Annotated in this window: 28 protein-coding genes; 14 read left to right on the top strand and 14 right to left on the bottom strand. The window is 71.1% G+C overall.

The window, feature by feature from the left end; all coding sequences use genetic code 11:
• Positions 1-17 precede the first annotated feature (17 nt).
• Both H4Q84_RS11960 and H4Q84_RS11955 read left to right on the top strand, forming a co-directional pair.
• The gene (locus H4Q84_RS11960) at positions 18-581 is read left to right on the top strand and encodes an aminodeoxychorismate/anthranilate synthase component II (RefSeq protein ID WP_248579322.1); all 564 of its coding nucleotides are present in this window, start codon (positions 18-20) and stop codon (positions 579-581) included.
• Positions 578-1,831 carry an anthranilate synthase component I family protein gene (locus H4Q84_RS11955; protein ID WP_248579321.1) on the top strand — a complete coding sequence of 418 codons (1,254 nt, stop codon included), beginning with the start codon at positions 578-580 and terminating at the stop codon, positions 1,829-1,831. Before H4Q84_RS11960 ends, H4Q84_RS11955 begins: the two co-directional genes overlap by 4 nt.
• Here H4Q84_RS11955 and H4Q84_RS11950 read toward each other — a convergent pair.
• From H4Q84_RS11950 to H4Q84_RS11920, 7 genes are all read right to left on the bottom strand, one after another.
• Positions 1,823-3,190 carry a sensor histidine kinase gene (locus H4Q84_RS11950; RefSeq protein WP_248579320.1) on the bottom strand — a complete coding sequence of 456 codons (1,368 nt, stop codon included), beginning with the start codon at positions 3,188-3,190 and terminating at the stop codon, positions 1,823-1,825. The two genes, H4Q84_RS11955 and H4Q84_RS11950, sit on opposite strands and share 9 nt — an antisense overlap.
• Before the next feature lie 3 nt (positions 3,191-3,193).
• Positions 3,194-3,907 carry a response regulator transcription factor gene (locus H4Q84_RS11945; RefSeq protein WP_248579319.1) on the bottom strand — a complete coding sequence of 238 codons (714 nt, stop codon included), beginning with the start codon at positions 3,905-3,907 and terminating at the stop codon, positions 3,194-3,196.
• Between the two features lie 109 nt (positions 3,908-4,016).
• A complete protein-coding gene (locus tag H4Q84_RS11940) occupies positions 4,017-4,877 on the bottom strand; it encodes a fructosamine kinase family protein (RefSeq protein WP_248579318.1) in 861 nt (286 codons plus the stop codon).
• Positions 4,874-5,383, bottom strand: a complete 510-nt coding sequence (locus H4Q84_RS11935) for a low molecular weight protein-tyrosine-phosphatase (protein WP_248579317.1) — start codon at positions 5,381-5,383, stop codon at positions 4,874-4,876. The genes H4Q84_RS11940 and H4Q84_RS11935 overlap by 4 nt, the downstream gene beginning before the upstream one ends.
• 8 nt (positions 5,384-5,391) lie before the next feature.
• On the bottom strand, positions 5,392-5,781 hold the full coding sequence (locus H4Q84_RS11930; RefSeq protein WP_248579316.1) for a phage holin family protein: 390 nt from the start codon (positions 5,779-5,781) through the stop codon (positions 5,392-5,394).
• 55 nt (positions 5,782-5,836) lie between these two features.
• Complete coding sequence (locus tag H4Q84_RS11925; RefSeq protein WP_248579315.1) at positions 5,837-6,997, bottom strand: heparan-alpha-glucosaminide N-acetyltransferase domain-containing protein; 1,161 nt, start codon at positions 6,995-6,997, stop codon at positions 5,837-5,839.
• Positions 6,994-7,674, bottom strand: a complete 681-nt coding sequence (locus H4Q84_RS11920; RefSeq protein WP_248579314.1) for a GntR family transcriptional regulator — start codon at positions 7,672-7,674, stop codon at positions 6,994-6,996. Before H4Q84_RS11920 ends, H4Q84_RS11925 begins: the two co-directional genes overlap by 4 nt.
• Positions 7,675-7,797: 123 nt before the next feature.
• Between H4Q84_RS11920 and H4Q84_RS11915 the strand changes: the two genes are divergently transcribed.
• Complete coding sequence (locus tag H4Q84_RS11915; protein ID WP_248579313.1) at positions 7,798-8,685, top strand: arginine deiminase-related protein; 888 nt, start codon at positions 7,798-7,800, stop codon at positions 8,683-8,685.
• On the opposite strand, the gene H4Q84_RS11910 is transcribed toward H4Q84_RS11915, so the two are convergent.
• Positions 8,675-10,147 (bottom strand): carotenoid oxygenase family protein, encoded by a 1,473-nt coding sequence (locus tag H4Q84_RS11910; RefSeq protein WP_248579312.1) that lies wholly within the window; start codon positions 10,145-10,147, stop codon positions 8,675-8,677. The genes H4Q84_RS11915 and H4Q84_RS11910 overlap by 11 nt on opposite strands.
• A gap of 61 nt (positions 10,148-10,208) precedes the next feature.
• On the opposite strand from H4Q84_RS11910, the gene H4Q84_RS11905 reads away from it, so the two are divergent.
• From H4Q84_RS11905 to hisC, 3 genes are read left to right on the top strand one after another with little or no spacing between them, the layout of a single operon-like run.
• Complete coding sequence (locus H4Q84_RS11905) at positions 10,209-10,793, top strand: TetR/AcrR family transcriptional regulator (protein WP_248579311.1); 585 nt, start codon at positions 10,209-10,211, stop codon at positions 10,791-10,793.
• A 20-nt stretch (positions 10,794-10,813) separates the two neighbouring features.
• Positions 10,814-11,371: a VanZ family protein gene (locus H4Q84_RS11900; RefSeq protein ID WP_248579310.1), complete on the top strand. Its 558-nt coding sequence runs from the start codon at positions 10,814-10,816 to the stop codon at positions 11,369-11,371.
• Between the two features lie 10 nt (positions 11,372-11,381).
• A complete protein-coding gene (hisC, locus tag H4Q84_RS11895) occupies positions 11,382-12,464 on the top strand; it encodes a histidinol-phosphate transaminase (RefSeq protein ID WP_248579309.1) in 1,083 nt (360 codons plus the stop codon).
• Here hisC and H4Q84_RS11890 read toward each other — a convergent pair.
• Both H4Q84_RS11890 and H4Q84_RS11885 read right to left on the bottom strand, forming a co-directional pair.
• Entirely contained in the window at positions 12,433-13,680 is a 1,248-nt protein-coding gene (locus tag H4Q84_RS11890) for an MFS transporter (protein WP_248579308.1), read from the bottom strand. The genes hisC and H4Q84_RS11890 overlap by 32 nt on opposite strands.
• Positions 13,677-14,255, bottom strand: a complete 579-nt coding sequence (locus tag H4Q84_RS11885) for a helix-turn-helix domain-containing protein (protein ID WP_248579307.1) — start codon at positions 14,253-14,255, stop codon at positions 13,677-13,679. The genes H4Q84_RS11890 and H4Q84_RS11885 overlap by 4 nt, the downstream gene beginning before the upstream one ends.
• Positions 14,256-14,666: 411 nt before the next feature.
• On the opposite strand from H4Q84_RS11885, the gene H4Q84_RS11875 reads away from it, so the two are divergent.
• Positions 14,667-14,816, top strand: coding sequence for a hypothetical protein (locus tag H4Q84_RS11875; RefSeq protein WP_248579305.1), 150 nt, complete (start codon positions 14,667-14,669; stop codon positions 14,814-14,816).
• Positions 14,817-14,888: 72 nt separating this feature from the next.
• Complete coding sequence (locus H4Q84_RS11870; protein WP_248579304.1) at positions 14,889-15,830, top strand: glutathione S-transferase C-terminal domain-containing protein; 942 nt, start codon at positions 14,889-14,891, stop codon at positions 15,828-15,830.
• A 10-nt stretch (positions 15,831-15,840) separates the two neighbouring features.
• Here H4Q84_RS11870 and H4Q84_RS11865 read toward each other — a convergent pair whose 3' ends face one another.
• Entirely contained in the window at positions 15,841-16,920 is a 1,080-nt protein-coding gene (locus tag H4Q84_RS11865) for a family 43 glycosylhydrolase (protein WP_248579303.1), read from the bottom strand.
• A 182-nt stretch (positions 16,921-17,102) separates the two neighbouring features.
• Here H4Q84_RS11865 and pdhA point away from each other — a divergent pair, with 182 nt between their 5' ends.
• The 3 genes from pdhA to H4Q84_RS11850 all read left to right on the top strand — a co-directional run bounded on the left by pdhA (position 17,103) and on the right by H4Q84_RS11850 (position 20,771).
• Complete coding sequence (gene pdhA / locus H4Q84_RS11860; protein ID WP_349238355.1) at positions 17,103-18,257, top strand: pyruvate dehydrogenase (acetyl-transferring) E1 component subunit alpha; 1,155 nt, start codon at positions 17,103-17,105, stop codon at positions 18,255-18,257.
• A complete protein-coding gene (locus tag H4Q84_RS11855) occupies positions 18,254-19,237 on the top strand; it encodes an alpha-ketoacid dehydrogenase subunit beta (protein WP_248579302.1) in 984 nt (327 codons plus the stop codon). The genes pdhA and H4Q84_RS11855 overlap by 4 nt, the downstream gene beginning before the upstream one ends.
• 73 nt (positions 19,238-19,310) lie before the next feature.
• On the top strand, positions 19,311-20,771 hold the full coding sequence (locus tag H4Q84_RS11850; protein WP_248579301.1) for a dihydrolipoamide acetyltransferase family protein: 1,461 nt from the start codon (positions 19,311-19,313) through the stop codon (positions 20,769-20,771).
• Positions 20,772-20,803: 32 nt separating this feature from the next.
• Here H4Q84_RS11850 and H4Q84_RS11845 read toward each other — a convergent pair whose 3' ends face one another.
• Entirely contained in the window at positions 20,804-21,277 is a 474-nt protein-coding gene (locus H4Q84_RS11845) for a MarR family transcriptional regulator (RefSeq protein ID WP_248579300.1), read from the bottom strand.
• 66 nt (positions 21,278-21,343) lie between these two features.
• On the opposite strand from H4Q84_RS11845, the gene H4Q84_RS11840 reads away from it, so the two are divergent.
• Genes H4Q84_RS11840 through H4Q84_RS11830 form a run of 3 tightly spaced genes read left to right on the top strand, consistent with a single transcriptional unit; the run spans position 21,344 to position 23,126 of the window.
• On the top strand, positions 21,344-21,481 hold the full coding sequence (locus tag H4Q84_RS11840; protein WP_248579299.1) for a hypothetical protein: 138 nt from the start codon (positions 21,344-21,346) through the stop codon (positions 21,479-21,481).
• A complete protein-coding gene (locus H4Q84_RS11835; RefSeq protein WP_248579298.1) occupies positions 21,478-22,101 on the top strand; it encodes a hypothetical protein in 624 nt (207 codons plus the stop codon). The genes H4Q84_RS11840 and H4Q84_RS11835 overlap by 4 nt, the downstream gene beginning before the upstream one ends.
• Positions 22,098-23,126, top strand: coding sequence for a protein kinase (locus tag H4Q84_RS11830; protein WP_248579297.1), 1,029 nt, complete (start codon positions 22,098-22,100; stop codon positions 23,124-23,126). The genes H4Q84_RS11835 and H4Q84_RS11830 overlap by 4 nt, the downstream gene beginning before the upstream one ends.
• On the opposite strand, the gene H4Q84_RS11825 is transcribed toward H4Q84_RS11830, so the two are convergent.
• Both H4Q84_RS11825 and H4Q84_RS11820 read right to left on the bottom strand, forming a co-directional pair.
• A complete protein-coding gene (locus H4Q84_RS11825; RefSeq protein ID WP_248579296.1) occupies positions 23,123-24,100 on the bottom strand; it encodes an epimerase in 978 nt (325 codons plus the stop codon). The genes H4Q84_RS11830 and H4Q84_RS11825 overlap by 4 nt on opposite strands.
• A 62-nt stretch (positions 24,101-24,162) precedes the next feature.
• The gene (locus H4Q84_RS11820; RefSeq protein WP_248579295.1) at positions 24,163-25,623 is read right to left on the bottom strand and encodes a M1 family metallopeptidase; all 1,461 of its coding nucleotides are present in this window, start codon (positions 25,621-25,623) and stop codon (positions 24,163-24,165) included.
• Between the last annotated feature and the right edge of the window lie 2 nt (positions 25,624-25,625).

Below are 25,625 nucleotides of genomic sequence, written 5' to 3'. Positions count from 1 at the left end.
GCGGCTACGTTGAGCCCGTGCCAGAAGTCGTCGTCGTCGACCACCACGACTCCTACACCTGGAACCTGGTGCACTTGGTCGCCGGCGTCACCGGTCGCCTTCCCGACGTGGTGCAGCACGACGAGACGACGGTCCAGGCGCTGAGCGGGTTCACTCACATCGTGCTCTCGCCTGGCCCGGGCCACCCCGGCACCGCGGCCGACTTCTCGGTCGGCGCCGACCTGCTGCGGCAGGCGAACCGGCCGGTGCTCGGCGTGTGCCTCGGCATGCAGGGACTCGTCACGACGTACGGCGGGAAGGTCGAGCGGGTGGAGCCGGCCCACGGTGAGGTGGCGCGGATCCGGCACGACGGGGCGGGCGTGTTCGCGGGGCTGCCGCAGGACTTCGAGGCGGTGCGCTACCACTCGCTGGCCGCGGTCCACCTGCCCAACGACCTGGTCGCGACCGCGTGGTCCGAGGACGGTGTGGTGATGGGCGTGCGGCACCGCGAGCTGCCACTGGAGGGCGTGCAGTTCCACCCCGAGTCGATCCTGTCTACGTACGGCGCCGAGCTGGTCGCCAACTTCCTGGGGCTGCGATGACGGGCCCGGAGGAGTTCTTCACCGGCATCGCGGCCCGGAATCCGCGCTGCTTCTGGCTCGACGGCGGCGGCGCCCGGGAGTGGTCGGGTCGCCGTTCGATCGTCGGCTGGCTCGACGACGACGACGTCTCGCTGACGTACGACGCCGGCCGCGGCACGGTCTCGCGGCACGCTCGTGGGCAGTCGTTGGTCGTCGGCGACGACGTCTTCGAGGTGCTCGAGCACGAGCTGGCGACCGGGGGCGCCGACGACCAGTGGTTCGGCTACCTCGGCTACGCCGCCCGCCCAGACCTGCCCGCAAGCACCGGGCCGGGGCTGCCCGACGCGGTGTGGATGCGGGCCCGGCACGTGCGCCTCTTCGACCACGACCCCAGCCCGGCCGCCGGCAGCCGGCCGCCGCAGGGCGACGAGCCTCCAGTGCCCGACGAGTACGACGCGGCGTACTCGGTGGTGCAGGAGGCGCTGCACGCCGGCAACTCCTACGAGGTCAACCTGACCTACCGCCGCGAGCGCCGATCGACGGCCGAGCCCGTCGACGTCTACCGCAGGCTCCGCCAGGCCAGCCCCGCGCCGTACGCCGGGTTTCTCCAGCACGACCTGCCCGGCCATCGGGCGTGGCTGCTGAGCTCCTCGCCGGAGAGGTACGCGCTGATCGGCGCCGGCCGGACCATCGAGACCAAGCCGATCAAGGGCACCACGCCGCGTGGTCGCACGCCCGTCGAGGACGAGCAGCAGCGGGACCTGTTGGCGGCGGACCCTAAGTTCCGTGCCGAGAACCTGATGATCGTCGACCTGCTGCGCAACGACCTGTCGATGGTGTGCGAACCCGGCAGCGTGGAGGTGCCGGCGCTGATGCAGGTGGAGTCGTACGCGTCGGTGCACCAGCTCGTCTCGACGGTCCGGGGGCAGCTGCGCGACGACGTGTCGAGCATGGGCGCGCTGCGTGCGCTCTTCCCGGCCGGCTCCATGACCGGGGCGCCGAAGCTGCGCACGATGGAGATCATCCGCGACGTCGAGTCGACTCCCCGCGGTGTCTACGCCGGCGCGTTCGGCTGGGTCAGCGCCGACGGCCGCGCCGACCTCGGTGTGGTGATCCGGTCACTCATGACCGCCGGCGACGGTCGCTGGCTGCTCGGCACGGGTGGAGGCATCACCGTGCGCTCCGACGTACGCGAGGAGTGGGCCGAGTCGTGGTGGAAGGCGCACGCCCTCGAGGCCGCGCTGCGTCTGGATCCTGGGAGGTCAGGCTGAGGCGGCCGGCAGCCACATCGAGACCCGGGCACCACCGGTCGGTGAGGCGTCGGCGCGGACGGCCCCGGAGTGCCGTTCGACCACCTGGCGCACGATCGAGAGCCCCAGGCCGGAGCCGGGCATCGAGCGCGACTCCTCGGAGCGGTAGAACCTTTCGAAGACGTGCGGCAGATCGTTGTCGGAGATGCCCGAGCCCTGGTCGTCGACGGTGAGCACACCGTCGTCGAGCCGCACCGTGATGGTGCCGTCGGGCGGGCTCCACTTGGCGGCGTTGTCGAGCAGGTTGGTCACCGCGCGCTCGAGGGCCGCGGACTCGCCGCGCACCGGCCACGGCTCGAGTACGACGTCGAAGGTGGCCGCCGGCGCGCGGCGTCGCACCCGGGCGACCGCCCGCTCGGTGACCTCAGCGAGGTCGATGCGTTCCACGACGTGGTCGATCGGCTCGTCACGGGCGAGCTCGACCAGGTCGCCGACGAGGGTGGTGAGCTCCTCGGTCTGGGCGCGTACGTCGGACATCAGCTCGGTGCGGGCGGCGGCTGGTAGGCCGTCGCCGGCCTGGGTGAGCAGGTCGATGTTGGTGCGCAGGCTGGTGAGCGGCGTGCGCAGCTCGTGTCCGGCGTCGGCGACCAGCTGTCGCTGCCGATCGCGGGAGGCCGACAGCGCCATCAGCATCTGGTTGAAGCTCGTCGCCAGTCGCGCCACCTCGTCGTCTCCCTCGACCGCCAGGGGAGTGAGCTGCTCGGTGCGGGCGATGTCCTCGACGGCGTCGGTCAGGCGGCGTACGGGACGCAGGCCGTTGCGGGCCACGCCCCAGCCCGCGAACCCGGCGGCGACCACGCCGGCGATCCCGAAGAAGGTGAGGACGAGGCCGAGCTTGCGAAGCACGAGGATCTGCGGCTGGAGGGACTGGGCGACGACGATCGCCTGACCGGGCTCGGTGGGCACGGTCACGACCCGCCACCGGTCACCGGCCGCGCTGATGGTGCGGATCGAGTGGGCCGTCTTGCCGGCCGCGACGTCGACCTCCGACCGGCCCAGGGCCAGGGGCGGCAGGTCGTCGGCCGACCGGAAGTTGCCCTGCTCGTTGATGAAGATGATCCGGATGTCCGCTGCGCCGAGAGCCTCGGACGGGATCGGAACCGTCTGGGTGATCCGCGAGAGAGCCCCGCTCGAGGCCACCGCCTCGGCTCGCCCCAGCAGGGACTCGTCGAGGGTCGACTGCATCTGCATGCGGACGGTGAGGTAGCCGACCAGGGCCACCGCGGCGACCGACAGGCCGACTGCGAGCGTCGTCAGGAGCGCGACGCGGCTGGCGAGGGATCGGCGGTAGTGCCAGCGGCCGTCCTGGAGGCTGTGCAAGGTTCACGCGTCCTTGAGGACGTAGCCCACGCCGCGCACGGTGTGCAGCAGCCGGGGCTCGCCCTCGGCCTCGGTCTTGCGGCGCAGGTAGCCGACGTACACCTCGAGCGAGTTGGCGGTCGTCGGGAAGTCGTAGCCCCACACCTCCTCGAGGATGAACGAGCGCTCCAGCACCCGCCGCGGCCGTCGCAGGAACATCTCCAGCAGGGTGAACTCGGTGCGGGTCAGCTCGATCGAGCGCTCCCCGCGGCGTACGACGCGGGTGGCGACGTCCATGCTGAGGTCTCCGAACTTCAGCGCCTCGTCGGGGTCGTCGTCGTGGGGTACGACGCGGCGTAGCAGCGCCCGCAGCCGCGCGAGCAGCTCGTCGAGGGCGAACGGCTTGGTGAGGTAGTCGTCGGCGCCGGCGTCGAGCCCCTCGACCCGGTCGCCCACGGCGTCGCGGGCGGTCAGCACAAGGATCGGCACGTCGTTGCCGGCGGCCCGCAGCGCACGCGTGGCCTCGAGCCCGTCGAGCCGCGGCATCATCACGTCCATGATCACGACGTCGGGCGCGGCGGCGGCGATGCCGGCCAGCGCCTCGGCCCCGTCGGCGGCCAGCGCCACGGCGTACCCGTTGAACTCCAGGCTGCGGCGCAGGGACTCGCGTACCGCCCGGTCGTCGTCGACGACGAGGACGCGCGGGGCTGGGCTCGTGGGGGTGGCAGGGCTGGGCACGACTCCATGCTGCCAGTCGCGCCTGAACCATGCCTGAGAGATAGTCCAGTCGGAGCTTGTCGCCATCCGGCATCCGAGGCGACAAGTTGCGACTGGACTACCCGGAGGGTCAGCCGAAACGACGGGCGAGATCGGCAGCGCGGGAGCCGTAGGACCCACCGAAGTGGCACGCGTGCACGAGGAGCGGGTGCAGCTGGTGGATCGCGAGGCGGTCCTCCCAGCCTGCGACGAGCGGCGTCGCCTCGTCGTACGCCGCCATCACGCGCGGCAGGTGCGGCAGCCCGAAGAGCGCGAGCATGGCCAGGTCGAGCTCGCGGTGGCCGCCGTACGCCGCGGGGTCGATGACGTGGACGCGCCCGTCGAGGCCCCAGAGGCAGTTGCCGTTCCAGAGGTCGCCGTGCACGCGGGCGGGCGCTTCTTCGGGCAGAAGCGCGGCCAGCTTGCCGATGATCGCCTCGACCGCCGCGGCGTCGACGTCGGTGACGGCGCCCCGGTCGCGGGCGATCTTGAGGTAGGGCAGCACCCGCCGGGTGGCATAGAACTCCGGCCACGACGGCGCCGTGCGGTTGGGCAGCGGCAGCTTGCCGATGAACCCGTCACGTTCGCCGCCGTACGACGAGGCGCCGGCCAGGTGTGTCACCGCCAGCCGCTGCCCGAAGTCGGCGGCCGCGTCGAGCGTGGTCTTGCCGGGCTCTACCCAGCGGAGCACCACGCACTCTTGGTCGACCCCCAGCACCTCGGGCACGGGCACGCCGTCGGGCACGGCGCCGAGCCAGCGCAGGCCGGCGGCCTCGGCCTCGAAGAAGCCGTCGGGGGCGTGCGGCAAGGTCTTCATCAGCGCCGTGGTGCCGTCGTTGAGCCGCAGCCGGGTGGCGGTGGCGATGTCGCCGCCGGCCACCGGGGCGGTGCTGACGACCGAGACGCCGATCAGGTCCTCGGCCCGGCGGGCGACGAGCGGCTGTCGGGTCATGAGCCCGCGCCGATGCGGGCAGCCTGGAGGGCGGCGACGAGCGCCGCACTCGTGCGTTCAACCATGGCCAGCACCTCCCTGAAGCGGTCCTCACCACCGTAGTACGGGTCCGGAACTTCGCTCCCCGGGTCGACCGGGTCGAAGTCGCGGAACAGCCGCACCCGGTCGGCCCCACCGCCCAGCGCGAGCACGTCACGCAGGTTGTCCTCGTCCATCACGAGCAGGAGGTCGTGGTCGAACCAGCTCGCGTCGAAGTGCCGCGCGCGGTGCGCCGATCCGTCGTACCCGCCGCCGATCAGGGCGGCCGCGGCTCGGTCGTCCATCGGCTGGCCGACGTGCCAGTCGCCGGTGCCGGAGCTCGTGACCTCGACGTGACCGGCCAGTCCGGCCGACTCCAGCGTCGCATCGAGCACGACGTGCGCCATCGGTGAGCGGCAGATGTTGCCGAGGCAGACCAGGGCGATCCGGTAGGGACCGGACCCGGTCGGCGGGGGTACGTCGGCCATCTCGAGCCTCAGTCGTCCTCGAGGACGGCGATGTCGATGAAGCCGTTGACGACCGTGATGACGATCGACCCCAGCAGGGCGGCCCAGAACCCCTTGACGTGGAAGCCGATGTCGAGCTGGTCGGCGATCCAGGCGGTCAGCATCAGCATCAGCGCGTTGATGACGAGCAGGAACAGGCCGATGGTCAGCACGATGAACGGCAGCGACAGGAACTTCACCACCGGCTCCACGAACACCGTGACGGCGCCGAGGATCAGCGAGACCAGGAGCAGCGGGACGATCTTCCCCCGGACCTCGTCCATGCCCATGGTGGGCCCGTCGAGCCAGATGTCGTCGAGCAGCCAGGACGCCATCGCGACGGCCGCGGCTGTCGACAGCAGCCAGGTCACGAAGCGCATGCGCGCAACCCTAGTGGGGACCGTCGATCCAGCCGCCTCGGCTTCGAGACAGGCGCTAGCGCGCCTTCCTCAACCAGCGGCTTTCGGCCGTGGCCTTGCTGAGGCTGCCGACCAGGGTCTCCAGCGGCCCGCGATGTCGGGCGAGCGCGTACGCCGCCCCGGTGAGGAGTACGACGACCACCTGGGGCAGGTAGCTCGACGGGATCTCCTTCGGCGGGATCTCGGGGGTGAGCAGCACGATGTGGAGCGAGTAGAGCGTCAGCGTCATCGCGCCGGCCCCGAACAGCACCGACCAGGCCCGGGGGGCCACCCGCGCGGCCAGCACGGCGACGCCCAGCACCGCCATCGAGCAACCGATCGTGTGGAGCAGCGTGAACGACGTGCCGGAGTGCGGGCCGATCGGCACCAGCCACCACCACGAGCCGGTGGGCGTGGTGCCGTAGGACCCCTGGTCGAGCTGCATCCGCAGCTGCGACCATGTGGTGGCCCCGCCCTCGTCGGTGGTCAGCAGCGCGCGGCGTACGGCAGCGTCGCGAGTGAGGTCGGCCGACACCAGCCACGTGACGGCGGCCACCGCGACCCCGACGACCGCCAGCCGCGCGGCGATCGCGAGCCGGCGCAGGTCGAGGCGGCCGATCGCGAGCCCGGCCAGCAGGTAGGCGAACCAGCCCATCGCCGGGTAGTAGCCGGTCAGCAGCAGGCTCTGGGCCAGGTCACCCGGCGCAACCAGGTGCTCGAAGGACGGCACGATCCGGGTGGGTGACTCGATGCCGTCCCGCAGCACGAGGCTGACCGCCGGACCGGCGACGGCCCAGACGAGAGCGAGTACGCCGAGCGGCCGCCACCCCAGCCCGAGGAACGGCAGCGCCATCACGAACAGCACCGCGTAATAGACGAGGATGATCGCGATGTTGGTCGGTAGGGCGCCGAGCAGCAGCCCGATGAAGCCGATCAGCAGGGCGCGTACGACGATGCCGGCGCGCTCGCCCATCAGCCGACGCCCGTGGTGCGGCGTCGAACCGCCGGTCACGAGCGCGAGCGACACCCCGGCGAGCAGCGCGAAGAGGCCGGAGGCCCGCCCCGACGCGATGACGTGGCTGGTGCTCGACTCGCCGCCGGCGGTGACCGTGGCGAGGATGTGGGTCGCCATCATGCCGAGCAGTGCGAGGCAGCGGGCGACGTCGACACCGACGATGCGGCTGGCGGGAGCGGTCACCGGGGCGGCGCTGCGCCCAGTGCCGCGATGATCGCGACCTCCGCGGCGGCGAGGTGGTGCGCCAGGTCGTCGGCTGCGGCGTCGACGTCGCCGCGCTCGAGCATCATCACGAGGTGGGTGTGGGTGCCGGCCTGATCGTGGGCGTTGCGGCGGATCCGGTCGATCTGGGCGAGCGCGAGCCTGAGCTCGGCACTGAGGCTCTCGGCCACGGCGACGAGCCGGGTCGAGCCGAGCAGCCCGACGAACGACGCGTGCACGGCCAGGTGTCGCTCGTTGAGCTGCTGGTACGACGCCCCTGCAGCTACCGCTCCGGTGTAGGCGACCAGCGCCGCGCGCACCCGCTCGCGGGCCTCCTCGCCTGCCTCGTGCCAGTGGCGTACGCCGGCCACCTCGAGCACCGCGCGGGCGCGGCACACGTCGTGCACCGACTCCGGGTCGGGCTCGGCGACGGCCACGCCGCGGTTGGGCTCCCGGGTGGCCAGGCCCTCGGCGACCAGCATGCCCAGCGCCTCCCTGACCGTGGGCCGGGAGACCCCGAGCGACTCCGCGATGGCGACCTCGCGCAGCGGCGTACCGCTCTCGAGCTCGCCGTCGAAGACCGCCCGGCGCAGCTCGTCGGCGACCCGGTCGACGGTCGAGCTCTGCTCGATGCCGAGGGACGCGAACTGGTCTGCCATGCGCACATCATTCCCCAGCGGTGCGAGTTTGCTCCTTCGGCTTGCTTCGTCCCGCGGAGTCGGTCACACTTCACGATGTTGTCAGATTGTCTGACAATCCAACGCCACGAGGAGGCGAATTCAATGACCGAGCTGACGTGGGGCAAGCACTACGCGATGGTGCGTCCCGACCACTTCCGGGTCGACTACCGGATCAACCCGTTCATGGATCTCGCCGACCAGCCCGATCCGTTGCTCGCCCGCGACCAGTGGGATCACCTGGTTGCCGCCATCGAGGACAACGGCGGCGCCGTCGAGGTGCTCGAGCAGCGCGACGACGCCCCCGACATGGTCTACGCGATGAACCTCGGCCTGGCCATGGTCCGCCCCGACGGTGGCCCTTCGATGGTGATGTCGCACATGCGGCACGCCGAGCGCCGCATGGAGACCGGCAGCGCCCAGCCGTTCTTCGCCGACCTCGGCTATGCGACGTCGTACGTCGGCCGCGAAGGCGTCGGCGCGCACTTCGAGGCCGGCGACGCGTTCGCCTGGGGCGACGCGCTGGTCGTGGGCTACGGCCCGCGCAGCGACGAGCTCGCGCTCAAGCACCTCGCGACCGACCTCGACGTCCGGGTGCGCGGATTCCGCATCACCCACCCGGGGATGTACCACCTGGATCTCGCGTTCTGCCCCCTCGACGAGCGCCGCGCGATCGTCTGCCCGGCCGCCTTCGACGAGGCCTCCGCTGCTGCGCTGCTCGAGCTGGTGCCCGAGCCGCTGATCCTCTCGGAGACCGACGCCCTGGAGACGTTCGCCGCCAACTCGATCGTTCTCGGCAAGACGATCCTGATGCCGGCCTGCCCCGACTCCACGCGCGCGCAGCTCGAGGAGTGGGGTTTCGAGATCCTGCTCCTCGAGCTCGGTGAGTTCCACAAGGGCGGCGGCTCCATCCGCTGCCTGACCAACCCGCTCGACGTCACCATCGGCCGCGATCTGCCCGTCGTGGTCGGCGGAGAGGTCGTCATCCCGTAGCGGTCGGCGCCCAGTTGCCGTGGAACCCGGCCGGCACCCGGCCGGGCAGCTCGACGCCGGCCACGTCCTCGAGCGTGGCCGCGTCGAGCACGGTGAGGCTGCTGCGCCCGGTCGCGAGGTCGTGCACGTAGCCCATCAGCACGCCGTCGTCCTCGGCCGCGCTGCCCGGCCGAGGGACGAAGCAGAACTCGCTGGCCTGCCTGCCCGACCCCAGGTTCCGCACCTGGTGGGTGCCCGCGGCGAGGTCGTGTCGGATGACGGCATCGCCGGTGACGCCGTCCTCGAAGCCCACGGCGTAGCCGTAGCGGTGCCGCCGCCCGGTCAGCCGCTCGTCGTGCCGCGGGAACTCCTGCGCTCGCTGGTCGAAGCGCTGCTCGGTGGCCCGCCCGGATGTCAGGTCGAGGACGAATCGGGTCAGGGTCGCCGGGCCCTCGTTGGGCCCGTCGAGCACGGTCGCGAACATCTTGGCGTGCCGGATCACGTCGACGACGACGCTGTCGCCGTCGTCGTACGCGTTGAGGGTGTGGAAGATGTAGCAGGGGTCGATCTCGAACCAGCGCACGTCCGAGCCATCGCCGTCGCGCGACAGCAGCCCGATGCGAGCCGGGTAGTCGGGGTTCCACGAGTACGGCAGCGTGGCCGGACCGCTGCCTCCGCGGGCGACCCGCGCGATGACCGGCTCCGGAAGCGGGTTGCGGCCGATGACCCGGTTCAGCGCCGCCCGGACCACGGGCTGCGCCAGCCGCGGGACGTCGGCGGTCGCGCGTCGTACGTCGAAGGTGACGGGCAGGTCGTAGATCACGACGTGTCGCTCGGTCAGCGCGAAGTCGTGCATCATCGGGCTGCCGTGCACCTCGATCTCGACGCTGCGCCGGATCCGCCCGGAGGTGTCGAGCACCGAGTAGTCCACCCGGTTGCCGCGCGTCCAGCGGTAGGAGACCGCGTGCAGCTCGCCGGTCTCGGGGTCCTCGTGCGGGTGCGCGGTGTAGCCCGAGCCGCCCGCAGTCTGCGGCAGGGTGCCGCCGAAGTCGCACGGCCCGACCGTGTCGAGCTCGGCCGTCAGCTCGTACGGCGGGGAGCCGCCCTCGACGAGCGCGAGCGTGCGTCCGGCGTGCTCGAGGACGTTGGTGTTGGCCGCGAAGTCGCTGGCGCCGGGCGTGCCGCGCACCGGCTCGCCGAGCTCGGTGGCGACGTCGTGGGAGCGCACCCAGCGGTTGCGGTACCAGTCGGCGCGGCCGTCGCGCAGCCGCACGCCGTGCACCATGCCGGCCCCGAGGAACCAGTGGTAGTTCTCTCCCGGGTCGTGCACGGGGTTCGGGCCGATCCGCAGGTAGCGGCCGTCGAGGAAGTCTGGCAGCACCCCGGTCACGGCGAGCGCGGTGGTGGTGTGCTCCTCGTGCACCGGGGCGAAGTCGTCCTGGAGGTAGCGGCTGGTGGTTGTCCGGGTGGTGGTGATGGTCATGACGTCTCCCTATAACGCTGTTATCAATGGACGATAACGATGTTATGGCAGGATGTCGAGGGTGACTTCCACGGACCAGCCCGACGTGCGGCAGCGCCTTATCGAGGAGGCCGCGCGAACCCTGGGCGAGGAAGGCCCGTCTGCTCTCTCGACGCGGCGGCTGGCGGCCGATGCCCACACCTCGACGATGGCGGTCTACACGCACTTCGGCGGGATGGCCGGCCTGGTGGCCGAGGTCTCCGCCGAGGGGTTCCGGAGGCTGATCGACCACGTGGCGGCGGTCGAAGCCACCGACGACCCGGTCGACGACCTGCGCCGGATGGCCGCGGCGTACAGGGCGAACGCGATGGAGAACCGGCACCTGTACGGCGTGATGTTCGGCTCCACCAGTGTGGCCGGCTTCCCGCGTGAGGACTCCGATGTCAGCCACCAGGCGTTCGAGCAGCTGGTGGCAGGGGTGGCCAGGGCGATCGATGCCCGCGCGCTGCGCGCCGATGCGCCGGAGGTGGTGGCCGCCCAGTTCTGGAGTGCGCTGCACGGCTTCGTGATGCTCGAGCTGACCGGCTTCGCCGGGGTGGTGGATCGCCCGGAGGAGCAGGTGCTCTGGCCGATGCTCGCGCACCTGCTGGAGGGGCTCGCTCCCTGACGCTCGGTAGCCTCTGCGCCGTGGCGGAGTTCGAGGGCACCAGCAGCATGGTGGTGGGAGCGTTGGTGTCCGCGCTCGTGCTGGCCCTGATCGCCTTGGTCGCCCAGCGCCGCGTCGGCTGGGTCACCGCCTGGTCGGCCGCTGGGTTCGCGTGGTCGGTCGTCGTGATCGGACTGGTCACCCTGCTGCCCACCGAGGCCGCGATCGGCGTCGTGCCCATCGAGTCCCGGCTGCCCGAGTGCTCGATGGACTACGGCGGCCCGGCGCCCGACGGTTTCTGGATCCTCCAGGGCGGCCAGCGCACCCTCAACACCTTGCTCTTCATACCGGCCGGCGCCTTCCTCGTGCTGGCGGTCTCGCGGTGGCGGGCCGGGCTTGTGCTCGCCCCGCTCGGGCTGGTCTGCCTCGGGGGCTACTCCCTGCTGATCGAGAAGACCCAGTTCGAGCTGGCCCGCATCGACCGGGCCTGCGACATCACCGACGTGGTCGACAACGTCTCCGGTTCGGTGATGGGGTTCGCTGTCGGGCTGGCGCTGATGCTGGTCCTGCGTCCGTGGCGGCACCGCGCGCAGCACTAGGGTGACGCGCATGTCGCAGACGCCCACCTCCCCGTCGCCGCGCCGCAACGTGCTCGAGATCCCGACGTACGTCGCGGGCAAGCCGCCCGCCCCGCGGCCGGGTCTCACGTCGTACAAGCTGTCGTCGAACGAGAACCCGTACCCGCCGCTGCCCGGAGTGATCGAGGCAGCGCTGGCCGCGGTCGAGCAGATGAACCGCTACCCCGACATGGGCAACTCCGCCCTGTACGACGCCCTCGCGGCGAAGCTAGGCGTGCCGGTGAGCGACCTCGCGGCTGCCACCGGGTCGGTGGCGCTGATCTACCAGCTGCTGCAGACGTTCTGCGACCCCGGTGACGAGGTCGTCTACGCCTGGCGGTCGTTCGAGGCCTACCCGATCGCGGTGGCCGCTGCTGCGGCCACCTCGGTGCGGGTGCCGCTCCGCGACGACGGTCACCACGACCTGTCCGCGATGTCGGCGGCGGTCACCGAGCGCACGAGGGTCGTCATCGTCTGCACCCCCAACAACCCGACGGGGCCGTCGGTGACGCAGGGCGAGCTCGACGCCTTCATCGCCACGATTCCCTCGCATGTGGTGGTCGTGCTGGACGAGGCCTACCTCGAGTTCGTGCGCATGGACGACGCGGTAGACGGCGTCGCGACGTACCGGGCTCACGAAAATGTCATCGTGACGAGAACCTTCTCGAAGGCCTACGGGCTGGCCGGCTTCCGGGTCGGCTACGCCATCGCGCCGGCTCCGCTGGCCGGGGCACTGCGCGCCGTGTCGCTGCCCTTCGGCGTCTCCGGTGTCGCGCAGGCGGCCGCCATCGCGTCACTCAAGGCCGAGCCCGAGCTGCTCGCCCGCGTCGACAACCTGGTCGCCCGACGGGCCGAGCTCGTCGGGGGCCTGCGCGACGTCGGTTGGCAGGTGCCTGATGCGCAGGGCAACTTCGTGTGGTTCGCCCTGGGGGAGCGCACGGGTGAGTTCGCCGCGGCTGCCGAGGAGATCGGCATCACCGTGCGCCCGTTCGCCGGTGAAGGCGCCCGCGTCACCATCGGCGAGCCCGAGAGCATCGAGCGCGTCATCGAGCTGGCGAGGCGCTTCGGTCATTGACCGGTTCGGGTCTGCGGTCGAACTCCCGGAAGCTCGGTACGACGAGCGGCGTGAGCGTTGCGAGCAGGTAGGCCACGCCGACGACGAGCAGCGCGGCGTTGAGGCCCACACCGGTGACCAGCAGGCCGCCGAGGAGTCCGCCGAACGGCATCAGCGACCAGCACAGGGCGGTGCCGAGCGACGTGACCCTGCCGACGAGGTGGGGTGGGATGCGCTCGTAGTTCACGGCGCCGAGGATCGGGTTGAGGAAGCCGGAGGCGAACCCGCCCACGGCGAAGATCCCGACCAGCAGCCACAGCGGCGCCCCCAGAGCCAACGCCACGAAGCGCGGCAGCCCGGTCACGAGGAACGCCACGACGTACGTCGCGAAGCGCGGGATCCGGTGCCCCCACTTCGCCGCGGCCAGGGCGCTCAACGCGGAGGCTCCCGACCAGACCGCGAACAGCAGTCCGATCGCAGCGACACCTGCCCCGGTCTCCCTGGCCCACACAGGCATCAGCACGGCGCTCCAGGCGAGGTCGAGCAGGTTCGTCGTCGCGACCATCAGGGCCATCCCGAGCAGCACCGCGTCGTGGCGCAGGTAGTCCCAGCCGGCGCGTAGCTGGACGAGGTAGGGCGCTGGGTCGCGCGCTTCGGGCGTGACCCGCGGCAGCGACGCGGTGCTCACCAGCAGCACGAGCGCGGACACGGCGAACGACGCCGCATCGACGTACAGCGCGTTGGCCGCGCTGACCCAGGCCACCAGGCCGCCGGCGGCTGCGACGCCGAGCATGGACGCCGCGCGCTCGACGGCCCCGTGCAGACCGGTCGCGCGTTCGAGCGGGACGTGCGCCTCCGCCACGATCGCCGGGACCAGCGCGCCCTTCGCGCCGTGGCCCGGACCTCTGAGTCCACCGGCAACAGCCACCAGTGCCAGCAGCAGCGGGAACGTCAGCATCCCGAGGTGGTGCAGCAACGGGATGGCGGCCACGACAGGGAACGACAGGGCGTCACAGCCGACCGCCACGCGGCGGGCGCCGAGCCGGTCGACGACCGGCCCGCCGAGTGCCTTGAACAGCACCAGCGGCGCCACCTCGACCGCGGCGACGAGACCGGTCTGGGCGGCCGAACCCGTGGTGGTCAGGACGAACCACGGGATGGCGATCATGGAGATCCGGGTGCCGGTGAGCGAGATCGCGTCGGCCAGCAGCCAGCCGTGGAGCGGGCGGCGGATCATGTTGTACGGCTCCGGAACGTGCCGGGCTGGACGTAGGCGTTGATGTTGACGGTGAAGGCCTCGGCGCCCTCGGTGTCGCGGTCGACCTCCTCGACCTCGGCCATCACGGCGGCGAGCCGCCGCTTGAGAGCACGCGCCCCCGCCGCCGTGAGGCGCACGTTCCAGTCGCTCATCGTGGAGGCCTCGTCCCACTCCTTGGGCAGCAGCGGGCGCTCCTCGAGTGACTGCTGGAGCTGGTTGGTGTAGATGATCGCGACGGCCTGGAGGAAGCCGTCGACGGTGTCCTGCTCCTCCGGCGTCGTGGCCTCCGCCGGGTTGGTCTGCGTGGACTGGTGCGAAGCACGCCACCAGCGGTCGCGGGCGTTGCCGCGTGTCTCGTCCTCCTCGATGAAGCCGTGCTGCGCGAGCTGCCGCAGGTGGTACGACGTCGCGCCGGTGTTCAGCCCCAGGCGTCCGGCCAGCGTCGTGGCGGTGGCCGGCCCGTCGATGCGGAGCAGCGCGAGCATCCGCAACCGGGTGGGGTGGCTGAGGGCGCGCAGTCCGGCCGGCCCGGGGGTGATCGAGGAGAGGTCCACCCGGCCACGGTACGACGACAAAGGAGTCTTTGCAAACAGTTCTTTGGAAACGTCAGGGGAGAGGCGGGAGCAGGCAGGGTCCCGAACATCATCGGCGGGCTGCTGTCGATCTACGGCGTCATCCTGCTCGCCGTCGGTCTCTTCGGCGATGACGAGACCGACAAGACCGGCGGCGTGAACGCCAACCTGTGGGCCGGGCTCGCCCTGCTGGCCGTCGGCATCGGCTTCCTCGCCTGGGCGCGATTTCGACCGATCGTGGTGCGCTAGACAGGCGCTACCGCATTTGGGGGACGTCGCGCCCGGCGCGGTGACGCCTGCCGATCGCTGGCGCACGCTCGTGGCGTCCGCTGGTTCGGGGCCGGACGTCCGGGGGCACAAGGGGCGCCCCGTGCCATCGTTGTGGGGGTCATCATGCGGAACATCAAGCTACTGCTCATCGGGCGCTCCAAGCGCACCACGTCGCGCCACAGGGCCAGCCGGCAGGCGATCCGGGCCGCGCGGGCAGCGCAGGCCGAGCGTCGCGCCGCCGCACCTTCGCGTCCGCAGCTGCACCGCGCCTGAGTCGCGGCTCCCCGCTGCGCGGCGGATGGTTGAAGCTTCGACCGTCGCCGTTTCGTCTGGGACAGTGGGTGCATGGGCGCCCGCGACGATGACCTGACTCAGACGTACGTCGAGACCGGCGGGTTCGACCGAGACATGAGCTACCTCCCGGACCGGATCACCCGCGACGGCGCCGGCGGCTGGCCCGTCGAGCCCGGCCGCTACCGGCTGGTGGCTGCCCGCGCCTGTCCGTGGGCGAGCCGCGCGATCGTCGTACGCGAGCTGCTCGGCCTCGAGGACGTCATCTCGCTCGGCACACCCGGGCCGACGCACGACAAGAACAGCTGGACCTTCGACCTCGACCCCGGCGGACGCGACCCGGTGCTCGGCATCGAGCGGCTGCAGGAGGCGTACTTCGCCCGGGTGCCCGACTATCCGCGCGGCATCACGGTCCCGGCGATGGTCGACGTACCGACCGGCAAGGTCGTCACCAACGACTTCCCGCAGATCACCGAGGACCTCTTCTTCGAGTGGCGCGAGCACCACAGGCCCGACGCCCCCGACCTCTGGCCCGCCGACCAGCGCGACGAGATGGAGCGGGTGATGCGGCGGATCTTCGACGACGTCAACAACGGCGTCTACCGCTGCGGCTTCGCCGGCTCCCAGGACTCGTACGACGCGGCGTACTCCACCCTCTTCGACGCACTCGACTGGCTCGAGGAGCGCCTGGCCGACCGCCGCTACCTGATGGGTGAGGCGATCACCGAGGCCGACGTGCGGCTGTTCACCACGCTGGTGCGCTTCGACCCCGTCTACCACGGGCACTTCAAGTGCAACCGCAACAAACTCACCGAGATGCCGGTGCTGTGGGCCTACGCGCGCGACCTCTTCCAGACGCCCGGCTTCGGGAGCACCGTCGACTTCGAGCAGATCAAGCAGCACTACTACGTCGTGCACAAGGACGTGAACCCCACCGGCATCGTGCCCGGGGGCCCGGACCTCTCCGGGTGGGAGACCCCGCACGGCCGAGGCTGACTACCGGCGCTCAACTCGGCTTGAGCCAGCCCCTGATCCGGGGGAGGCCGTCGTCCCAGCGCAACCGGGCGGCGTACATCGATCGGACGGCCTTCTGCTTCTCGCGCTTGGACCAGTCGAGGCCGTCCCGGCACGGACGGGGGTTGTTGTGGCAGGTCCAGCCGTGCAGGAATATCCGCTGGTGGCCGCCGGGTCCGTCGGCGACATCGGCACCGCCAGGACCGCAGAGGCGGGTGCCTGCGGTGTCGAGGAGGGTGCCGTACTCGACGACAGTCCAGTCGAGCAGCGAGGGCGATCGATACCACAGCGTGCGGTAGCTGCACCGGGTGTAGTCACCCTCCGACAGCAGCATCACCCAGCCCTGCGGCCGGTGGACGAGCGCCGGGTTCTCGATGACACCTGGCGAGCGCATCAGCTCCTGGCTGACCGCGCCGGTGCGCACGCGGCGCCCGTTGGCGCTGAGCTCGACCATCCGGATCGTCGAGGGGATCCGGTCGGTCTTGTAGACGAGGTACCGCGAGCCCGACGGGTCGGCGTACACCGAAGGGTCGATGGTGCCGGCGCGCGGCAGGGTGGGGTCGCGGGGGAGCAGCTGGTCCTGGGCGGCGGGCACCTTGGCGTACGCCGGACACACCAGCGGGGTGCTGCCCACCGGCACGAAGCCGCGCTGCGGGGAGCGCGACCGGGCCACGCCGGTGCAGCGGCCGTACTCGCCGAGACCGTCCACCGGCGCGGAGAAGTAGAGCAACCACCAGCCGCCCACGCGCTGGATGTCGGCGGCCCAGATGTCACCCGAGCGCGCCCAGCCGGGCAGCCGGCGCAGAGCCGGGCCGGTGCGGGTCCAGGTGCCTTGCGCGGAACGCGTCCAGGCACGCGGTGCGCGTACGCCGGTGGCGATGCCGACGTAGCCCTTGCCGTAGGCCTCGACGGCCGGGTCGGCGAAGTTGCCGCGCAGGATCGGGCGCGGAGCGCCGCGGCCGGCGGCCGACGACGCTGCGGTGGGCAGGACGACGAGGAGAGCCATCAGGACGAGTACGCCGAGTGCGCCGGCCACGAGTCGCTTCGGCGGGTGGTCTCGGTGCTCGGGCATGGCGGTCACCCTAAGGGGACTGGACAGGCGCACCCGGATTGGCGGCACAGGGAGGCTCGCCGGTAGGTTTGTCGCCGGACATGTGGTGGCGGTCACACCCCGACTGGCACCCTGTCCGATGCAGGTGCAAGGTGGCGGAGCGGCGACCCCGCGACGCCCCGGTGACACGAAGGAGCCCCACGTTGAGCCACCACGGATTCGGCCCCGACCTTGCGGAGGTCTTCGGACCTTCCCAGCAAGACGGCGGTCCAGAGCTCGTCCAGCTGCTGACCCCAGAGGGTGAGCGCGTCCACCACCCGGAGTTCGACCGGGACTTCAGCGCCGAGGAGCTGCGCGGCTTCTACCGCGACATGGTCCTCACCCGCCGCATCGACACCGAGGCCACCGCGCTCCAGCGCCACGGCGAGCTCGGCATCTGGGCCCAGCTGCTCGGCCAGGAGGCCGCCCAGATCGGCGCCGGCCGCGCGCTGCGCCCGCAGGACTACGTCTTCCCGACCTACCGCGAGCACGGCGTCGCCTACTGCCGCGGCGTCGACCCGCTCAACCTGCTCGGCCTCTTCCGCGGGGTCGACCACGGTGCGTGGAACCCCAACGACAACAACTTCGGGCTCTACACGATCGTCATCGGCGCGCAGGCCCTGCACGCCACCGGCTACGCGATGGGCATCCAGCGCGACGGCGACGTCGGCACCGGTGACCCCGACCGCGACGCCGCAGTGATCGCGCACTTCGGTGACGGAGCCAGCAGTCAGGGCGACGTCAACGAGGCCTTCATCTTCGCCGCGTCGTACAACGCTCCGGTCGTGTTCTTCTGCCAGAACAACCAGTGGGCCATCTCCGAGCCGATCGAGCGCCAGAGCCGGATCCCGCTCTACCAGCGCGCGCTGGGCTTCGGCTTCCCGGGCGTGCGCGTCGACGGCAACGACGTGCTCGCGACGTACGCCGTCACGCAGGCCGCGCTTCAGCGTGCCCGCGACGGCCAGGGCCCGACGTTCGTGGAGGCCTACACCTACCGGATGGGCGCCCACACCACGACCGACGACCCGACCCGCTACCGGCTCTCCGACGACGTCGAGAACTGGAAGCTCAAGGACCCGATCGCCCGGCTCGCGGCCTACCTGCGGCGCAACGGGCTGGCCGAGGACGCGTTCATCGACGCGCTGAAGGTCGAGGCCGACGAGCTCGGCCACTACCTACGCGAGGGCTGCAAGGCGCTCAAGGACCCGGAGGCGCTGAGCATGTTCGACCACGTGTACGCCGAGGAGACCGACGAGATCGCGGCCCAGCGCGAGGGCTACGCGAAGTACCTCGCCTCGTTCGAGGGGAGCCACGCATGAGCACCACCAAGATCACCCTCGCCAAGGGTCTCAACATGGGCCTGCGCAAGGCGATGGAGGACGACCCGAAGGTCCTCATCATGGGTGAGGACGTCGGCAAGCTCGGCGGCGTCTTCCGCATCACCGACGGCCTCCAGAAGGACTTCGGCGAGGACCGCGTCATCGACTCCCCGCTGGCCGAGTCCGGCATCGTCGGCACCGCGGTCGGCATGGCGCTGCGTGGCTACCGCCCGGTGGTCGAGATCCAGTTCGACGGCTTCGTCTACCCGGCCTACGACCAGATCGTCTGCCAGGTCGCCAAGATGAGCTACCGCTCCAAGGGTCGCTCGAAGATGCCGATGGTCATCCGCATCCCGTTCGGCGGCGGCATCGGCGCGGTCGAGCACCACTCCGAGTCGCCCGAGGCGCAGTTCGCGCACACCCCCGGCCTCAAGGTCGTGGCGTGCTCCAACCCCGTCGACGGCTACTGGATGATCCAGCAGGCCATCGCGAGCGACGACCCCGTGATCTTCCTCGAGCCCAAGCGGCAGTACCACGCCGACAAGGCCGAGCTCGACGAGTCGGCCACCCCCGACCCGCTGTTCACCAGCCGCGTCGTCCGCGCCGGCACCGACGCGACCGTGCTGGCCTACGGCCCGACGGTCAAGACGGCGCTCAAGGCCGCCGAGGCTGCCGCGACCGAGGGCAAGTCGCTCGAGGTCATCGACCTGCGCACGCTCTCGCCGCTCGACATGGGCCCGGTCTTCGAGTCCGTACGCCGCACCGGCCACGCGATCATCACCCACGAGGCGCACGTCAACCTCGGCATGGGCGCCGAGGTCTCGGCCCGGATCGCCGAGGAGTGCTTCTACTCCCTGGAGGCCCCGGTGCTGCGTGTCGGTGGCTTCGACATCCCTTACCCGGCGTCACGGATCGAGGAGGACTACCTCCCCGACCTCGACCGGGTGCTCGACGCCGTCGACCGCTCGCTCGACTTCTGAGGCTTGGGTTGAGGTGCGAAGGCGCCCCGCGCCTGAGCCTCGAAACCCGGTGACCTGAAAGGAAACCGTACGAATGTCTGAGTTCAAGCTCCCCGACGTCGGCGAAGGCCTCACCGAGGCCGAGATCGTCACCTGGAAGATCAAGGTGGGCGACGTGATCGAGATCAACGACGTCATCGTCGAGATCGAGACCGCGAAGTCCCTGGTCGAGCTGCCGTCGCCGTACGCCGGCACGGTGCTCGCGCTGATGGTCGCCGAGGGCGAGATGGTGCCCGTGGGCACCCCGATCATCTCGATCGGCGACCCGTCCGAGGCCACCGCTCCGGTAGCTGCCACCCCGGCGCCGGACATGGTGATCGACCTGTCCAACCCCGCTGCGAGTGGCAGTGGGGAGGGCGAGTCGCTCGTCGGCCGGATGAAGGCCGACCGTGGCCCGCTGCGCCGGCCCCGCAAGGGCTCGGCCTCGCCATCCAGCGAGTCGGCTGCCGCGACTCAGATGCAGGTGCAGGGTGCCTTCGCGCCCGGCGGCGCCCAGAGCGAGCCGGTCATCGAGTCCGACGAGCCGGCGGTCCCCGCGACCTCCGCGCGCCATGCGGCCGCGGAGCCCGCTCCGGCTCTGGTCCCCTCGCGCGTCCAGTCGCCCTCCGAGGTGCGCGCACTGGCCAAGCCGCCCGTGCGCAAGCTCGCCAAGGACCTCGGCATCGACCTCGCCACCCTCGCCGGCTCCGGTGCGGATGGGGTGATCACGCGGGCCGATGTCGAAGGTGCCCAGAGTGGTGGCTCCGCGGATATCGAGGCTCAGGCACCAGAGCGCCTTCGCACCCCAACCAGCGGAGAGCGCGAGACGCGCGAACCGATCAAGGGCGTGCGCAAGATGATGGCGAGCGCGATGGTGGGCTCGGCCTTCACCGCACCCCACGTCACCGAGTGGATCACGGTCGACGTCACGCGCACCATGGAGTTCGTCGACCGGCTGAAGAAGCGCCGCGAGTTCAAGGACGTCAAGGTCAGCCCGCTACTGGTGCTGAGCCGGGCCGTCATGCTCGCCATGCGTCGTACTCCGGAGATCAACTCCTTCTGGGACGAGCAGGCGCAGGAAGTCGTCCTCAAGCGCTACGTCAACCTCGGCATCGCCGCCGCGACGCCGCGTGGCCTCGTCGTACCCAACGTCAAGGACGCCGACACGCTCGACCTGCACGGCCTGGCCAGTGCGCTCAACCAGCTCACCGCGACGGCTCGCGACGGCAAGACGCAGCCGGCCGAGATGAGCGGCGGCACGTTCACGATCACCAATGTCGGCGTCTTCGGCGTCGACGCGGGCACCCCGATCATCAACCCGGGTGAGTCCGCGATCATGTGCTTCGGCGCGGTGCGCAAGCAGCCGTGGGTCGTGGGTGACGACATCGTGGCGCGCCAGATCACCACTCTGGCCCTGTCGTTCGACCACCGGCACATCGACGGCGAGAAGGGCTCGCGCTTCCTCTCCGACGTGGCCGGAATCCTCGAGGACCCCGCCTCGGCCCTACTGTTCTGAGGCAGCTCTTCGGACGCCGTACGGCACCGGGCTCAGGTCGAGCCCGGGCGTCGGCGGCTGCCGTAGGCCGGGTGCGCCTCGGGGTTGAGCCCCTGCTCGGCCGCCACCTTGCCGAGGAGGGTGAGCAGGGTCTTCCGCTCCGCCGCGGTCAGACCCTGCGTGATCTCCGCGTCGTGCTCGCCGACCGCGGCCATGACAGCACCGAGCCGCTCCCGAGCCGAGGTGGCCATGTGCAGCTCGTAGTTGCGACGGTCGGTCGTGCTGCGCCGTCGCTCGACCAGACCTCGGTCCTCGAGCTCGTCGACGAGGCGGACCACGCGCGAGGGCAGTGCGCCGAGCCGCTCGGACAGCGCCTGCTGGCTCAGCCCGGGATTCTGGCCGACGATCCGCAGCACCCCCACATGGGCGGGCATGAGGTCCAGCTCGGCGAGCCGGGCCCCGAAACGGTCGGCGGTGTGCGCGCCGAGCTGAGCGAGCAGGAAGGCGATTCCGGAGGGTCGGGCCACGGTCGGATTGTGCCAGACGTCATGAATGTTTGCTATAACAAATCGTTCGTGCATAGAATCATTGGCATGACGATCAATCGGTCGAGTCTCGCCAGTGAACTGCTGATCGGTGCCACGGCGCCGCCGTGGCCGTGGGCCAGGTCGAGCTCGTGGGGTGTCGCGGTGGTCGCGGTGGTCGGCACCGCACTGCTGGTGTCGCCGTGACTGGCCGCACCGCCCGCGCCTGTCTCGCGGTCAGTGTCGCGCTTGTCGTCGCCGGTCTCTTCCACCTGGGAGTGTTCGCGGTCGACGACCGGCCCTGGGGCGGGCCGGTCTCCTGGCGGAAGCCCTTCACGTTCGGCATCTCGTTCGGGCTGACGCTGGCCACAGTGGTCTGGGTGACGTCGTACCTCCGGTTGGCGCCACGCACGCGAAACATCCTCCTCGGCGTCTTCGCGGCAGACTGCGTCGTCGAGGTCGCGGGGATCAGCCTCCAGGCCTGGCGCGGCGTGCCCTCGCATCTCAACCGGTCCACGCCGTTCGACTCCGTGGTGGCTGTGGTGCTCGCCCTGGGTGGAGCGGTGCTGATCGTGGTGCTCGGGGCGTTTGCGGTCACCGCGACCCGCGGCCGGATCGACGCGCCGCCGAGCATGCGGCTGGCCCTGCGCGCGGGCTTCGCCCTCCTGGTCGCCGGGCTGCTGTCGGGCGCGGCGATGATCGCCGTCGGCACGGTGGCGATGAGAACCGGCACGGCCGCACACGCCTACGAGGTGACCGGGTTCCTCAAGCACTTCCACGGCGTCACCCTGCATGCGGTGCTGGTGCTGCCGGCGCTCTCAAGGTGATTTCGCCGTACCTGGCAGACAACCGCGACTTCCGGGTCCGGTTCGCGCGGGAGGCCCGGGCGATGACGGCTCTCGAGTCGGGCAACGTCGTGCACGTCTACACGTTCGGCGAGGATCGCGGTCGCCTCTACATCGCCAGCCAGCTGATCCCCGACGGCGACCTCGACAGCGTGCTACGCGCCCAGGGCGGTGCGCCGCTCGGCCTGGCCCTCGATCTGATGGCGCAGGTGGCCGCCGGTCTGGCCGACGCGCACCTGTCGGGTCTCGTGCACCGTGACATCAAGCCGGCCAACGTGCTGCTGCGCCAGCGGCCCGACGGTTTCGACGCCTATCTGGGCGGCTTCGGCACCCCGCCGGCTGGCACGGCACTCGGCGCCGCGTCCGACATCTCGACCATGGGCTGGTTGCTGTGGACCACTGCCACCGGCTGGCCGCCGTACGCCGGAGCGTTGCCGCAGCTGGCCGGCGACTCTCCGCAGGTGCAGAACGTCAACCGGATCCTGCGGACGGCCCTGGCTGCGGACCCCATGGCTCGCTACCCCTCGGCTGAGGCGCTGCGCGACGACCTTCGCTTCGCGGTGTCGCTGCCCGGGCCGTCATGGCTCGTGGCGGCCCCGGCCCCCCTTTCGCGGCGTCGCCGTGGTGCCGCGTTGGGCCTCGGTGCCGGCCTGGTGGCCGCGCTCGTGCTGGGGGCAGGCGGGGCTGTGTGGGCGGGCGTCGCCATGCGCAACCACCAGCCCGTCGAGGTGGCACGCGTGTCACTCACCGAACCCCGACCGTCGGCGGCCGACGAGCGCCGGGCCGTCTCCAACATCGCCAACGCGTTCGGCACCCAGCTGTTCGTCGGCCCGGCGAAGGCGCAGTGCATCGCCGAGAGCTGGGTCGACGCTGTCGGCATCGACTCCCTGGCCGCGGCGGGCTTCCTCGACGACGACATGTTCTTCTACGACCAGGACCTCGAGACCGTCGACCCGGAGCTCAAGGCCGCTCTCGGGGATGCCACGGCGAAGTGCCTGGCCGGCTAGCGCGCGTGCCAGGCGGCGAGGACCCTGGCCTCGGCCTCGGGGGAGAGGCCGGTGCGTACGGCGTCGGGGGTCTCCCGCAGCCAGGCCAGCGTGTCGCGGGTGGTGTCGGCGATCGGGCGCACCCTCAGCCCGGCGTCGAACGAGGGCGTGGGGTCGTGCGCCAGCATGCCGTCGTACTCCGGGCGGGGAAGCCACAGCGGCAGCCCGCTGTCGCCGGCCCAGGGCTCGACCTCCTGTGCGGCGAGGAACTCCTGGTCGACCCAGGTGAACGTGCAGTCGGTCCCGGCGCCAATGGCTGCCTGCGCGAGGAGGTCGCCGAGGCGGTGGATGTCGCCGACGCCGTCGTAGGTGCCGGTACGACGCGACTCGGCGCTGTCGACGATCCACCCAGTGAGGTCGCGCACGTCGATGATCTGCACGGTGTCGTCGGGTGACCCCGGCGCCAACACCTCACCACCGAGGTCGAGCCGCCACGGCCAGTAGGTGAACCGGCCGGTGCCGTCGTCCGGACCGGCGATGAGCCCGGGGCGAATCGACATGCTCGACGCCGCACCCACGGCCACGATCTGCTCGCAGGCGACCTTCATGGCGCCGTACGCCTCGGGGCTCGTCTTCGGGTCGATGTCGTCGGTGATCGGCTCGTGCAGCCGCAACGTCGCGGGCGTGCCTGCGATGTCGTTGTCGGGATAGACGTTGATCGTGGAGACGAACACCCAGTGCGCATCGGGCACGGCGGCCACGGCGCGCCGCACGTGGGAGGGCAGCCGGCTGACGTCGACCACGGCATCCCAGGCGGCCTCGGTGATCGCGGCGGGCGGCTCGTCGTCGCGGTCCCACACGAGCAGCTCGGCGCCGTCGGGCACCGTCCCGGAGACGCCGCGACAGGCGCAGGTCACGTCGTGTCCGCGCGCCACCGCCTCGGCTGCCACGGCGCGGGAAAGGAACTGGGTGCCACCGAGCACGAGGAGTCGCATGCCCGCAACCTTCGCCGCCGATGCCTGGAGCAGCAAGGGATTTCGCTACGGGCGGACGGCACTCAGGGGTCGATGATCTCGGGCATCTTCTCGCGCATGATCCAGCTGTCGAAGAACGACGAGAGCTCGAGGCCGGTCGCCTTCTCCCAGTGGTCGTAGAGCTGCTCGCGGCTGGCGGAGGTGCCGGCGTTGTCGTCGAGCCAGCTGCGGGCGATCTTCCAGAACTCGTCGTCGCCGACGCGCTTGCGCAGCTCGTCCCACATCAAGGCCGGGCAGTAGTAGATGTTGCCCGCACCGAAGCTAGCCGCGTCGTAGGCGCCCGCCGGCCCGTCCTCGGCGAGCGAGGAACGGCAGGACTCGGCGTACTGCGCCAGCTGCTCGGCCACCGGGATGCCGTTGGTGTCGGCCTCGTAGCGACCCTGGAGGTACATCGTCATGCCTTCGTTGAGCCAGACGTCGCGCCAGTCGGACGGGCTGACGAGGTCGCCGTACCACTGGTGGGCGATCTCGTGCATGATCACCGGCTCGGACAGCACGTAGTCGCTGGTGCCGAGGGTGACCATCGTCTGGGTCTCCATGGCGCTCTGCGAAGGGGTGACGACCAAGCCGAGCGTCGAGAACGGGTAGGGCCCGAGCTTCTGCTCGAGCCAGTCGATGGCGCGCGGGGCCCTCCGCAGCGACTTCAGGATCTTCGGGGCGCCGCGGGAGTACCAGTAGTCGACGGTCAGTCCGCCGCTGGTGCGCCCGTTCGAGTGCTGGTAGTCGCCGATCGCCAGCGTGGTGAGGTACGACGACGCGGGGGAGTCCAGGTGCCACTGCGTGGTGGTGCGGCCGTCCTTTGTATCGGTGCTGACGAGCTCGCCGTTGGCCACCCCGGTGTACGGCGCGTCGGTGGTGATCGTGAAGTCGTAGAGCGCCTTGTCGGCGGGCTGGTCGTTGACGGGGTACCACGAGAAGGCGCCGTACGGCTCCTGCATCGTCCACAGCCCGCCGCTGTTGGTGACGGTGAGCCCGACGGTCGTGAAGTCGCCGCGACGCGTGGGCGCGGGCACGGGTCCGGGCCGGCCGCGGTAGGTCACGACCAGCTCGTACTCCTGGTCGGCGGTGACCGAGGCGCCGACCACGAGGTTCTTGCCGGGATGCTCGAACGGGACCTCCGCGCCGTCGAGCGTGACGCTGCGCGGCTTCAGGCGCGGGCCCAGGTCGAGTTGGAGATGGTCGGCATCGCCGGTGGCGCGCAGGCTGATGGTGGCGGTGCCGTCGAGGCGGCGCTTCGTGGGCTGCCAGGCCAGGTCGAGGCCGTAGTGCAGGGCGTCGACGCCGGGGTCGCCGATGTCGGGGTAGACGCTGTCCTCGACGGGGGTGCTGACGGGGGAGAGCTCGGCCTTCTCCTCTTCTGACGGTCGAGCGGAGTCGAGACCACCATCGGTTGGTCGAGCGGACGCGACCCCTTCGTCACCGTTACCCGAGCACCCCGTCGCCAGCAGCAGTACGACGGCCAGCGCCGCGGTCCCAGTCTTCATGT

This window comes from Nocardioides sp. InS609-2 (assembly GCF_023208195.1).
GTDB lineage: Bacteria > Actinomycetota > Actinomycetes > Propionibacteriales > Nocardioidaceae > Nocardioides.
This window is presented reverse-complemented; position numbering and strand designations above follow the sequence as displayed.